This window comes from Cupriavidus sp. GW822-FHT06G04 (assembly GCF_058799075.1).
The window spans coordinates 48,080-61,344 of the sequence record NZ_JBXALD010000009.1; the positions used below are offsets into that span (position 1 = coordinate 48,080).

The window sequence follows — 13,265 nt, forward strand, 5'->3', positions numbered from 1 at the left end:
TCCAGGCCAATTACGCCAGTGTTTGCACCACCAGCGTGACGGCTGAACCACTGGCTGCACAAAGTGCCAGCCATCCGCCCAGAATCAGGGCATCGTGCCCAAGCGTTTTCATCGTAGTGCTTCCTGTTGGAAAACAGACGGGCATTCCTCTCGATTCGAGGGAGGCCCGTCTGCGTTGGCGCGACCGCCAAATCCTGGCAAGTCGCGCGCCGTTGCGCTCAGACCAGTGCGCCGTCGGTGTACACGTCGGTCGAGCGTGCGCCGTCGAAGTACGGGTTGCGCGGGCCATTGCCGCGGGCGCCGTCCAGGTACGGATCGGCAGAACGGGCCGGGCTGGCCGAAACGCCGGTGCGGTCCAGGCCGGCTACGAAGCGCGCGCCGTCGGTGTACGGATCGGCGTTGCGGGCGCCCTCCGAGTACACGTCACGATTGCCGATGCTGGCGCTCAGGCCGTCGCGATTGCTGATGCGTGCACCGTCGGTGTAGCCGTCGCGGTTGCTGATGCGCGCACCTTCGCTGAAGGCGTCGAACTTGCCTTGGCGCGCGCCGTCGGTAAAGGCGCTGCGTTGATCGTTGATGCGATACGTATAACCGTAGACTTCACCGCGCGGCTGGGCGGCCTGGGCGGCGCCCGTCACAAAAGCGGCTGCAAGGGTGGCGGCGGTCAGGATGGTCTTGGCGTTCATGATGCTCTCCGTGATAAGGCCGGGCGATCTCGGTTCGGTGGTGGATCGCGGGGCGATTGTCTGTGCTGCGATTCGGCGGATTCTTTTGCTATCTACTGCTAGATAGATTTATCGATCCAAAAAAATACCGCCTCCGGTACTGACAAACTGCCTGATGTTGCGTGGACAGTTTTCGCTAAACCGCTATTGCTTGTTGTTGCGTCGCTGTCCATGGCCTGAATACTATCTACCTATAGATAGATAAGCAAGGACGATTTGCAGTGCGCGCGCAAAAACTTTTCTATCGGCGCGATTGATCAGGTCAATTTAGGCGATATCTAATTGATTCTTCAGGAATTTGTGATCGATCCCGCGCTGCACCGTGTGTGCCGCCCTGCCTTCCGGCACAACAGGTGCTAGGGTTACAGATACTGCAGTCGCGTCCGCACCACACCGCACGAACGCGCGGCCAGATACAGTCCCGCACGCCACCTACTTTGCGGACGCCCTCGACGCCCGACCTTTGCGGAGCATTCAACAACTCATGCCGCCCGAACCGCACCCAGATCCGGATACCGGCGCTCGTACCGGGCCTGCGCCCTTCGCCGCGCGGGAGCCCGGTGGGGCGAGCGCTGTCGATCCTGCGCCCCCCGCCCCGTCCCGGCGCTGGCTCGTCGGCATGCTGGGGCTTGCGGGGCTGGCGGGTCTGGTCGCGGCGGCCGGTCTGGGTCGCCTGCTGCTGTACCGCGCGATCGAACGCGAGGCATTCGTGCCCGGCCCCGTGGGCACGCAAACGCCTGACGACTTTGGCGTGGCTTCGCGCCAATACGTATTCCCGAGCGGCGACCGTCGGCTGCACGCTTCGTGGGTCGGCGCCGCCAATCCCGCGGCCCCGGCATTGGCGGTGTTCCATGGCGACGAGGAGTCGCTGGGCGACTGGGCACCCGTGCAGGCCTTGCTCCATGCCGCGGGCATCAGCTCCTTCGTGTTCGATTACAGCGGATATGGCACCAGCACGGGCAAGCCCAGCGTGCGCCATTTGCGCGAAGACGCCCTGGCGGCGTATGCGCAGTTCCGTGCGGTGGCGCCACGCGCCGCGCGCCATCATGTGATGGGCTATTCGCTGGGCAGCGGCGTGTTGCTCGATGTGCTGGGCGATCTGCATCCTCAGCCTGACGGCGCGGTGATCGGGGCCGGATTCCGCTCCGCGCGCGCGGCGGCGGTCGCCACCGGCCTTGTGCCGCGCTGGATCGCGTGGGCCTTGCCGAATCCGTGGGACAACGTTGCCCGGCTGCGCGCGCTGAGAATGCCAGTGATGCTGATACACAGCCGGCACGACGAGACCATCCCGTTCGGCCACGCAGAGGACCTGGCCCATGCCGTGCATGCGCCAAGCCGCCTGGTCGTGTTTGAAGACCTGCCCCATAACGCCGCCATCGAACCGGCGTTCATGAACAAGTTCTGGGCGCCGGTGATCGGCTATCTGCAAAGCGGGCGCCTCTGACGCCCCTCACGCCTGTCGCGTCACTGCCGCACGGACGCCCCCGGCGCGCCTACAGCTTGAACTCGCCCACCACCTTTTGCAGTTCCTGGGCCTGATCGGCCAGCGCGGACGATGCAGCCGCCGCCTGCTCCACCAGTGCCGCGTTCTGCTGCGTGACATCGTCCATCTGGGTAACGGCCACGTTGACCTGTTCGATGCCGGCGCTCTGATGTTCGGACGCGACGGCGATCTCGCCAAGGATCTGCGTGACGCGGCGCACTGCCTGCACGATTTCGTCCATCGTCGCACCGGCCTGCCCGACCAGCGCCGAGCCGCTTTCCACCTGATTCGCCGAATCGTGGATCAGCACATTGATCTCCTTGGCCGCCGCTGCGCTGCGCTGGGCCAGCGTGCGCACTTCGCCCGCCACCACGGCGAAGCCGCGGCCCTGCTCGCCGGCGCGCGCGGCTTCCACGGCCGCGTTCAGCGCCAGGATGTTGGTCTGGAACGCGATGCCCTCGATCACGGCGATGATGTCGGTCACCTTGCGGGAACTGACGCTGATCGCGTCCATCGTCTTCACCACCTTGCCGACCAGTTCGCCGCCGCGCTCCGCAATATCGGACGCCGATGCCGCCAGCCCGTTGGCCGTGCGCGCGCGGTCGGTGTTCTGCTTGACCATGGTGGTCAGTTCGCTCATGCTCGACGCGGTTTCCTGCAGCGTCGCGGCCTGCTCCTCGGTGCGCTGCGACAGATCGGTGTTGCCCACGGCAATCTGCTGCGATGCCGATGAAATCGAATCGCTGGCCGACTTGATGCGCGTGACCAGGTCGGTGAGCATGTCCTCCATCTCGCCAAGTCCGCCCAGCAGACGACCGAAATCGCCGCCGCGATCGGTTTCGAATTCCTTGCTCAGGTCCCCGGCGGCCACCGTTTCCGCGATGAATTCCGCTTCCCTGAGCGGCACCTCGATGGCACCCGTCAGCCGGAACCAGCAGATCACGCTGAAGGCCAGCACCGCGGCGCCTAGGCCCCAGATCCAGCCGCGCGGACCGCTGTCCGGCATCGCGTCAAGCGCCAGCGTCATCATGATCGCCACCAGCAGCAAGATCACGCCAAATGTCGCACCCAACCGGATGCGCATACTCAAGTTGTCCCAAGCCATGATGCAGTCCGCTCCTCGTTTGCGCCCCGCGTAGTCCGGGGCTATCGATGGGCTAACGGACAGGTGGCGGCGAAACTTTAGCGTTCAGAGCGTTAGCGTTTCGGCGTTGCGGTATTCAGCGTCCCAGCCCTGCGCCAGCTGCTGGCAGCGGCCCAGCGCCAGCGCCTGGCGCTCGACGTCGACCACCACGATATGGTCGGCCCACGCGGGTCGGGACGGCGTTTCGGTGGTGCGGCCGTCGCTGAGCAGCCAGAGCCAGCGGCGCTGCGCGGGACGCAGCCGAGCCTGGCGCGCGAGCAACTGGTCCGCGCGCGCCGCACCAAGCGCCAGCGGCGTGCCGCCACCGCCGGCGATCGGGCGGACCCAGTCGTCGTTCCAGCGCCGCGCGCGCGACGGCGCCAGACGGACTTCCGCCTGCCCGGCCGCGAAACACACCAGCGCAACGTCGGCGCGCGCCTGATAGGCGCGTTCGATCAGGCGCACCAGTACGCCCTTGGCCAGCGCCAGCTGGTCGCCTTGCAGCATCGATGCAGAACAATCGAGCACGATGCAGTGCAGTTCGCCGCCGCGCGCCGACACATGGCGATAGCGCAGATGAGGCGCGGCCAACGCCCGGTCGCGCTTGGCGGCCAGCGTGCGCGGCCAGTGCACGCGCGCGCCCGGTGCGCCGTCATGCGACACGGAACCCTTCGATACGAGCCGGGGCGCCTGCCACCGGTCGCCGCCCTGCCGCTGCTGCGCGGCGGCGCGCCGGTGGCTCAGGCTTTTTTTGCGGTGCGATTCCCGATATGGAACGGTTTCAGCGGTTTGACGTCGGCAATGCCGGCGGTCTGCGGCGGCGGCAGCGCACCCCATGGGTCGGCGCTCTGGCGATGGTCGGGCGCAGGACCATCCTGCCCTCCCTGCTCGCCATACGACGGCGCCGGCCCACCCTTCGACGGTGCGGACTGCGCGTCTTGCCTTGGCTGCGATGTCTCGCCGTGCGCGTGACGTCGATGGTGCAGCACCAGCTCTGCCACCGCATCGACATGATCGGCGCGCACGGCAGGGTCGCCGCGCCATGCCGCCAGCGCACGCGCCGCGCGCAGCATCACGAGGTCGGCGCGCACGCCATCGACCTCGGCGGCCAGGCACAGCGCGCTGACACGATCGTGCACTGCATCGCTGAACGCCAGGCCCGCAAGCGCTTCACGCGCGCGCGCCACCTGCCGCGCCAGATCGCGCTGACGTTCCGCCACGGCAGCGCGGAACGCATCGGGATCGGTATCGAAGTCCAGCCGTGCCCGCACGATCGCCTGCCGCACCGCCGGGTCGTCGTAGTTCGATAGCGCCAGCGCCAGCCCGAAGCGATCGAGCAATTGCGGACGCAACTCGCCTTCTTCCGGATTCATGGTGCCTACCAGCACGAATCGCGCCGGATGCTGATGCGACACGCCATCGCGCTCCACCACATTGACGCCGCTGGCCGCCACGTCGAGCAACTGGTCCACCAGCGGATCGGGCAGCAGGTTCACCTCGTCGACGTACAGCACGCCGTCGTGCGCACGCGCCAGCAGGCCCGGCTGGAACCGCACCTCGCCCTGTTGCAGCACATGCCCCAGATCGAGCGAGCCGGTCAGTTGTTCCTCGCTGGCGCCGAGTGGCAGGGTCACGAAGCGCCCGTGCGGCAGCAGCTCTGCCAGCGCGCGCGCGGCGGTCGATTTTGCCGTGCCGCGCGGTCCCGTCACCAGCACGCCGCCGATGCCCGGATCGATGGCGGCCAGCAGCAGTGCCTGCTGAAGCGCGTCCTGGCCCACCAGGGCACTGAATGGAAATATCGGGCGCAATGCCGTTTTCGTCATGACATCCCTTCCAGATGCTGTTCGTTATCGAGCAGATGGCCGGCGATCCGCGTTTGATGGTCGCCCGGCTCCTGCCACAGTCCGCGCGCCATCGCCTCCAGCAGGCGCTCGCAGATGCCCTGCAGCGCGCGCGGATTGTGCTGCGCGAGAAACGCCCGCGTGACGTCGTCATGCACATAGGCGTCGGCCACCAGCGCGTATTGATGATCACCAACCACGCGCGCCGTGGCATCGTAGCCGAACAGGTAATCGACCGTCGCCGCCATCTCGAACGCGCCCTTGTAGCCGTGGCGTTTGACGCCGTCGATCCATTTTGGATTCACCACGCGCGTGCGGATCACGCGCGCGATTTCCTCGTCGAGCGTACGCACGCGCGGCGCGGCCGGGTTGGCGTGATCGCCCAGATAGACGGCCGGTTGCGCGCCGCCCAAGTGCCGCACGGCCGCCACCATGCCGCCGTGGAACTGGTAATAGTCGTTGGCGTCGAGGATGTCGTGTTCGCGGTTGTCCTGGTTCTGCAGCACCACGTCGATCTCGGCAAGCCGCGCGGCGAACGCGTCGCGCGCGTCGGCGCCGGCGCTGCGCTGACCGTACGCGTAGCCCCCGGCATGCAGATAGGCCTGCGCCAGATCCTCGTCGCTTTGCCAGCGCCGTGTGTCGATCAGCGCCTGCAGCCCGGTGCCATAGTCGCCAGGACGCGCACCGAACACGCGCCAGCCGGCACGCTGGCGCGCGAATTCGGGCGCGATACCCTGCGCTTCGAGCGCCTGCTGCTCGGCCAGTACGCGCGCGCGTAGCGGATTCACGTCGGCGGGCTCGTCGAGCGCCGCCACGGCTTGCACGGCCGCGTCGAACAGCGCCACGAGATTGGCAAACGCGTCGCGGAAGAAACCGGACACGCGCAACGTCACATCGACGCGCGGCCGGTCGAACACCGTCATCGGCAGGATCTCGAAATCGACCACGCGATGGCTGCCGTGCGCCCATTTCGGCCGCACGCCAAGCAGAGCCATCGCCTGCGCGATATCGTCGCCGCCGGTGCGCATGGTGGCGGTGCCCCACACCGACAGCCCGACCGCGCGCGGATACTCGCCATGCTCCTGCAAATGCCGCTCGATCAGTTGGTTGGCCGCGCGCAGCCCCAGCGTCCACGCCGTGCGCGTGGGCACCGCGCGTGTATCGACCGAATAGAAATTGCGCCCGGTGGGCAGCACGTCGGGACGCCCGCGCGACGGTGCGCCGCTCGGCCCCGCTGGCACGAACCGCCCGGCCAGCCCGCGTTCGAGCTGCATCAGTTCCTGCGCGCCGCACGCATCGAGGCGCGGCGCTATCTGCTCGCGCAGCCGCGCCATCACTGCGCGCGATTGCGGGCCGACGTCGGTGGCGTCCTCAAGCAGCCGCAGCGCAAGCGCTTCCAGCCGCTCGCGCGTATCGCCGCAATGGCGCCACGGCCCATCGCCGACCTCGGCAAGGCACGCGGGACGCGGGCCGGTCCATGGCGCCGCCCAGTCGGCGTCGAGGGGATCGAAATCCGCACCGAGGGCAAGGTCGGCCGCCATCGCGGACAGCAGACCGGCGCGCGCGCCCTGCCCGTCTTCCACCGGAAAGCGCGCCAGCGCGGCCAGCGTATCGCGCCGCTGCCGTCCGGCTGGCGATTGCCCGAAGACATGCAGCCCATCGCGTATCTGCGACTCCTTCAGTTCGCACAGCCATGCGTCGGTGCGATTGAGCAGCACCTCTTCGTCTTCGCCGCTGGACGGCGCGTCAAGCCCGAGTTCGCGATGCAGCTGCTGGCTGACGATCGACTTCAGGATCTCGCGCCGCAGCAGCCTGGCGCGACGCGGATCGAAGCTCAGCGCTTCGTAGTATTCATCGACCTGACGCTCCAGATCCTGTAGCGGCCCGTAGTTTTCCGCGCGCGTGAGCGGCGGCATCAGGTGGTCGATGATCACGGCCTGCGTGCGGCGCTTGGCCTGTGCGCCTTCGCCGGGATCGTTGACGATAAACGGATAGAGATGCGGCAGCGGGCCCAGCACCACATCGGGCCAGCACGCATCGGACAGCGCGACGCTCTTGCCCGGCAACCATTCCAGGTTGCCGTGCTTGCCCACGTGCACCACGGCGTCGATGCCAAACACATGGCGCAGCCAGAAGTAGAACGCCAGATAGCCGTGCGGCGGCGGCAGCTCGGCATCGTGATAGCTGGCGTAGTCGTCGACCCCGTAGGCCCGCGCCGGCTGGATGCCGATGAAGACATGACCGCTGCGCACGCCGGCGATCATGAAGCGGCCGTCGCGCACCATCGGATCGGCCTCCGGCGCGCCCCAGCGCGCCGTGACGGCGTCGCGGTTGGCCTGCGGCAACTGCGCCAGCCACGCCTTGTAGTCGCCCATGGCTAGGCTCTGGAATGCAGGGCGCCACGCATGCTGATAGACATCGTTGGTGATGCCGCGCGTCAGGCCGCGCATCAGCGCGTCGCCGTCGGCCGGCAGCGGTCCGAGCGCATAGCCCGCATCGCGCAGCATCGACAGGATGCGCACCACGGAGGCCGGCGTATCGAGCCCCACGCCATTGCCGATGCGCCCTTCGCTGGCCGGATAGTTCGCCAGGATCAGCGCGAGCCGCTTGTCGGCGGCCGGCACGGTGCGCAAGCGGCACCAGCGGCGCGCCAGTTCCGCCACGAACCGCACGCGCCCGGTATCGGGCTGATAGCGCACCACATCCACTTCCGTATGCGGGCAACGCCATGCCAGTCCCTTGAAGCTGATGGCTCGCGTGATGATGCGGCCGTCGACTTCTGGCATGGCGACGTGCATCGCCACGTCCCGCGTGCCCAGGCCCTGGCTATCGGCGAGCCAGTCGTCGCGATTGCCGCCGCTGAGAATCACCTGCAGGACGGGCGCATCGTTGGCCAGCGGCGTGTCGGGCTCGCCCGCGCGATCGAGCGACGCGGCGGAAAACGCCGTGGTATTGAGCACCAGCGACACGCCATGCGCGTCGCACAGCTGCTGCAAAACCTCGCGGCAGATCGGCTCCTTGAGCGAACTGAGCGCCAGCGGCAGCGGACAGAGCCCGGCATCGAGCAAAGCGTCGGCCAGCGCGTCGAACACCTCGGTGTTGCCCGCCTGCAGGTGAGAGCGATAGAACAGCAGCGCCACCACCGGCGCGTCGCGCAGGCCCCGCGCGGCCCATTCGCGCTGCCAGTCCTGTACGGTGGCGACGCCACGGTCGCGATGATATAGCGCGGCTTGCGGCAGCACCTGTGCCGGCATGGCGGTCTGCGCATGGCCAAAAGCGTGGTGCCCGATGCAGCGGAAAAACTGTTCGGCGTTGCCCGCGCCGCCTTCGCGCAAATAACGCCACAGCTGGTGCGACAGCGCGGCCGGTGCATTGCCGCGCCGCGACAGGTTGTCGTCTTCGGCAAGGTCGCCCGAAAACATCACCAGCAACTGGTTGCGCGCGCGCGCCAGTTCGGGCAGCCGTTCCAGGCCGTAGGCCCAGTCGCTTTCGCCGCCAAGATGATCGACCACCACGACGCGCGCATGCTGCAGCACCTCGTCGATGTACAGATCCAGCGACGCCGGTTGCCGCAGGTACATCTGATTGGCCAGACGCACGCGCGGATAATCGTCGCCCAGTGCGGGCACGGCGGCGGCCAGCAGCGACAACGTGGTATCGGCCGCGCTCAGCACGACAATATCGCCAGGCGTCTGCTCGATGCGCAGCACCACGGCGTTGTCCTCGACAAAGCCTCCCGGCCGGGTGGACAGCAGATGCATCGGTCAACGCGCGCCGACGGCGCGGAAATCGTAAAGGCGCTCAGAATACGGAGAACGCGACGGGCTGTCCATTGGTGCGCAGAGGCGATCCATGGTCGATAACGGCGACGTTCAGCGCATCCGCCGCCACGCGCGATACGCGCCCGCGCCGATCACCAGCAGCGCAAGCGCCAGCGTTATCCACGGCTGCCGGACATGCGGCGCCGCGGCGTCTGCCGTCGGCATCGGTTGCGGCAGCAGACGCTGGCCCGTCACCGCATGCGTGCGGTCCTGCTCGGCTTCGGTTTTGCGCGGCGTCGGCGACGGGCCCGCTGTGGGCGCGTTGGGGTGAGGCTCACGCGCACGGATCGGCGCAGCGCGCGGCACGGGGTCGACCACGGCATCGGCAAGTTCGCGGCCCAGGGCCTTCATATCGATGCGCGCCGCATGGCCGGCGCGTGCAATATGCGCCATCAGCAGCGGATTGCCGCAGGTATTGGCCGTGCACGACAGCCCATCGCGCTGCACGCTCTGCGCGTAGGCGCGCAGCATGTCGCGGCGCTCCGCATCGGTGAAACGGTAGCTGCCTTGCCGGTCGACTTCCAGCAGCCGCGCCAGAATGCTCTGGCGGGCATGCGGATTGGCGTCGCGAAAGAACGCCTCCATGCCGAGATCGAGTTTGTCCGCGACATAGACGTCATACGTGCGTTGCCAGAACTCGCCGGGCATCTGTTCGGGCACGGTCGCCTGAAAGCCATAGAGGTGCTCCACCTCGCGGGCCATTTCGCGCGCGCCCGCGTAACCGGATCGCTGCATCGCGCTGATCCATTTCGGATTCCACTGGCGCGCGTTGAGTTCGGTGGCGAGCCAGGTCTGCGCATCGACGGTCTGCGTTTCGCCGGCGCGGCGCAGATTGTGCAGCCACAGCGGCGGCGCCTTGCCTGCAACGGCGCGCGTGGCGGCAGCCAGTCCGCCCGCGTACTGGTAGGTGTCGTCGTTGTCGAGCGCGCCATAAAGCGTGCTGGTGCGCGAAAACAGCACCGCTTGGTTCGATTTGAGATGGCTGGCCAGCGCCATCGGCGCGGATTGGCCCCAACCTTCGGCCGAGTACGCAAAGTTCATGTTGCGCAGGTATTGCTGCGCCAGCGCGTCGGGTCCGTTCTGGGCGTCGCGGCTCTGTTCGACCATCTGCTGCACGCCGATCGCATAGTTACCGGGCCGCGCGGCAAACACACGCGCACGCGCCAGCCTGGCCGCCTCCTGCGCGCCGACGCCCTGCCCGATCAGCAACGCTGTCACGTCGCGGTCATGGCGGCTAATTGCGTTCTCGCCGGCCGCCGCGGCCAGCCGCGCGGCCTTGTCGAGCAGCGCGATCTTGTCGCCAAAGCCATCGCGATAGATGCCCGAGGTGGTCAGTACCACGTTCACGCGCGGACGCCCCAGTTGCGCGTCCGGGATCAGGCGCACGTCCTCGACGATGCCGCGCGCATTCCAGACCGGTTCCACGCCCATCAGGTACAGCGCTTCGGCTTCCATCGCACCCTGATGACGTTCCGTCTCGCCGTACCACAAGACCATCGACACCGATTGCGGCACGCCGCCCGACGCTTGCGCAAAGCGCGCCAGCGTTTGCGCGGCCATTGCCTGCCCCAGCGCCCATGCCGCGCGCGTGGGGATCCGCGCGCCATCGAAGGCATGCAGATTGCGGCCCGTCGGCAGACTGTCTGGCACGCGCACCGGATCGCCCAACGGCCCGCTCGGCAGATATCGCCCGGACAACACGGTGATCAGGCCGTCGAGTTCCTGCTGTGGCGAGCTGCGCAGATCGGCAAGCCACTGCCGCGCCGCCGCCAACGCCTTACGCGTCGTATCGTCGCCGCCGTCCGGTGCGTGGCCGCGGACGATTGCCTCGGCCCACGCGCGCCGCTGCGCGGCGTCCGCGGGCAGCAGCGCGCCCAGCATCAAGGCCAGCGCATCGACCTGATCGGCCTCCGACGGCATCTCGCCCAGCGCGTGAATGCCAAGCGGCATCGGTTCGGCCTCGACCTTGTGCAGGAAGGCGTGCAGCGTGGGCGCGATGGTGTCCCATGGCGCATCGGCGTCGAGCGCCAACTGGCGGTCCAGCCCTTGCGCACGCATCTGTTGCAGCGCTTGCTTGCGATACTGTGCCGAGAGTTCGGGCGCGCTGTCGCGCGTGGCTTCGGCCTGCTCGACGGCCTCGTCGAGCGCCGCCAGCAGGGGCGGCTGTCCCGCGGACGCCAGCAACGGCGACAGATGGCTGACCAGCACCGCCGCGCTGCGCCGTTTGGCCTGAATCGCCTCGCCGCCGCCATCCTGGATGTAGACGTAGGCGTTCGGCAGATCGCCAAGCAGGACTTCCGATGCGTCCTCGCCCGACTGGGCCACCTGCTTTCCGGGCAGCCATTCCAGCGTGCCATGACGCCCCACGTGCACCACGGCATCGGCGCCAAACGCGTGCCGATACCAGAGATAGGCGGCGAGATACGAATGCGGCGGCGGCGTGAGCGTGTCGTGCGAAGCGTCGAGCGCCCGCTCGAACGTCGAGCGCAACGGCTGCGGTCCAACAAACACGTTGCCGAAGAACAGTCCCGGAATCACGAACGCACGCTCGCCACGCGCATCGCGCGTCATCATCAATGGATTCTGTTCGGGCGGGCCCCAGGCCTGCAGCACCGACTGGCGAAACGCCGCGGGCAACGCGTCGAACCAGCGGCGATACTGCGCCACGGGAACCAGCGTGACATGGCCCGCGCGCACCATGCGATCGAGTTCGCCGGGCGACCAGGTCTCGACGTTGCGCCCGCTGGCTTCCAGCAGTCCAGTCAGCGTGGCGGCATCGGGCATGACGGTGCCGGTGTCGTATCCCGCCGCGCGCAGGCGCTGCAGGATCTGCGTCAACGACGGCAGCGTGGCCAGGTAGCTCGCGCCGATATTGCCGCGTCCGGGCGGATTGTTGTAGTACAGCACGGCCACATGCTTGCGGGCGGCGGGCTTGTCCTGCAGCGCTATCCATCGCGCAACGCGCGCCACGATGGCCTGCACGCGCTCCGGCACCGCGGCGCTGCCGATTGCGCCATCGCGATCCTCCTGCGTGGCGAACAGCATCGGCTCGGTGGCGCCGCTGCGCTCGGGCGCGGTCAGCAGCAATGGCAGGCGATCCCCGGCAATGCCACGTATATCGGCTTGCCACGCGGCGGCGCTGTCGCGCGTGGCGACCAGATTCATCACATGCAGTCCGTGCCTGGCCAGCCACTCCTTGTCTTCGGCGCGCGGAATGGTCAGATTCAGCGAAAGCAGCGCGCGCAGCGGCGTGGCGCCGCCGTGCCGCGTCAGCAGCGCATCGAGGCTGGAAATTGGCCAGCCGAATACCGGCACGGCGCCGATGCCGCGACGCTCCAGAGCATCGATCAGCGCGTCGATGTGCGCAAGATCGCGCTGACGCCATGACGTGGCGTAGAACGCGATGCCAACCAGCGGCGCATCGGCGCCCATGCGCTGCTGCGGGCGATACCAGCGCAGGTAGTCGTCGAGCGAGGCAAACGGTTGCGGCGCGCGCGGATGATAGATGCCAGCCGCTGGCGCCGCGCGCACCGGCGGCACCGCGATCGGCGCGATGCCGGCCGCGCGCTGGCGCGCCGCCACCGCATGCGCGAGCAGTGCGACAAGGTTGTCGACGCCACCCGCGTCCCAATACGGTTGCGCGGCGGCGGTCAGCGCCGCATCGGGCGCGACACCCCACGCCGCCTGCGCGCTTTCGAGCGGCGCGGCCACAATCGACGCGCCCCGCTCGCGCGCGTGGCGCATCGCGGGCGCCATGCCGCGCAGCACTGCAGGCGGTACGAACCACGCTTCAATAACATCGGCGCGATCGAGCAGGGCGCTATCGGGAACGCGCGTGGCAAAGCTGAATTCGGCCACGTCGTCGCCATAGGCCGCGCGAAACGTCGCGGCCGCGGCCGGCAGCAGATGCGGCTGCGATGTCACCACGACGACCTTGATCGGCGCGGCCACACCTAGGGCCGGCAGGCATGCCAGACACAACCACAGCAACAGGATCCGGCATAGCAAGCGGCAACGCGCGGGCGAAGAATCGGACACGGCAGAAGCGATGGGAAAGGGGGCGATGAGAACGGTGGAAAAGTGACGGCAGCCATGCAGGCTGCGCATTCTACCTGCCCGCCCGAGCGGCGCGCACGTCATGCCGCTGTCGTGCCTTTGTCATGCTGTTGTCGTGCGAACGACACGCTGCGCGAGCGCCCCGTGGTCAAGCGCCGCAGCGCGCACTGCATGCGTGTGGTTTTTTTACCGACGAGATTTTTTTCGCCACGCCGC

General features: G+C 68.0%; 7 protein-coding genes. 1 reads left to right on the forward strand and 6 read right to left on the reverse strand.

Annotation, left to right across the window (positions count from 1 at the left end; genetic code table 11):
* Nucleotides 1–218 precede the first annotated feature (218 nt).
* The gene (locus AC1RKI_RS20170; RefSeq protein WP_061958033.1) at nucleotides 219–686 is read right to left on the reverse strand and encodes a hypothetical protein; all 468 of its coding nucleotides are present in this window, start codon (nucleotides 684–686) and stop codon (nucleotides 219–221) included.
* A gap of 658 nt (nucleotides 687–1,344) precedes the next feature.
* Between AC1RKI_RS20170 and AC1RKI_RS20175 the strand changes: the two genes are divergently transcribed.
* A complete protein-coding gene (locus AC1RKI_RS20175) occupies nucleotides 1,345–2,169 on the forward strand; it encodes an alpha/beta hydrolase (RefSeq protein WP_492796943.1) in 825 nt (274 codons plus the stop codon).
* A 49-nt stretch (nucleotides 2,170–2,218) separates the two neighbouring features.
* On the opposite strand, the gene AC1RKI_RS20180 is transcribed toward AC1RKI_RS20175, so the two are convergent.
* The 5 genes from AC1RKI_RS20180 to AC1RKI_RS20200 form a co-directional block, all read right to left on the reverse strand.
* Nucleotides 2,219–3,292 (reverse strand): methyl-accepting chemotaxis protein, encoded by a 1,074-nt coding sequence (locus AC1RKI_RS20180; RefSeq protein WP_061958035.1) that lies wholly within the window; start codon nucleotides 3,290–3,292, stop codon nucleotides 2,219–2,221.
* Nucleotides 3,293–3,397: 105 nt separating this feature from the next.
* Entirely contained in the window at nucleotides 3,398–3,994 is a 597-nt protein-coding gene (locus AC1RKI_RS20185) for a vWA domain-containing protein (RefSeq protein WP_492796941.1), read from the reverse strand.
* A gap of 77 nt (nucleotides 3,995–4,071) precedes the next feature.
* Nucleotides 4,072–5,154, reverse strand: a complete 1,083-nt coding sequence (locus tag AC1RKI_RS20190; protein ID WP_492796939.1) for a magnesium chelatase ATPase subunit I — start codon at nucleotides 5,152–5,154, stop codon at nucleotides 4,072–4,074.
* The gene (gene cobN / locus AC1RKI_RS20195) at nucleotides 5,151–8,933 is read right to left on the reverse strand and encodes a cobaltochelatase subunit CobN (RefSeq protein WP_492796937.1); all 3,783 of its coding nucleotides are present in this window, start codon (nucleotides 8,931–8,933) and stop codon (nucleotides 5,151–5,153) included. Before cobN ends, AC1RKI_RS20190 begins: the two co-directional genes overlap by 4 nt.
* A gap of 111 nt (nucleotides 8,934–9,044) precedes the next feature.
* Nucleotides 9,045–13,031, reverse strand: coding sequence for a cobaltochelatase subunit CobN (locus AC1RKI_RS20200; RefSeq protein ID WP_492796935.1), 3,987 nt, complete (start codon nucleotides 13,029–13,031; stop codon nucleotides 9,045–9,047).
* Nucleotides 13,032–13,265: the final 234 nt, after the last annotated feature.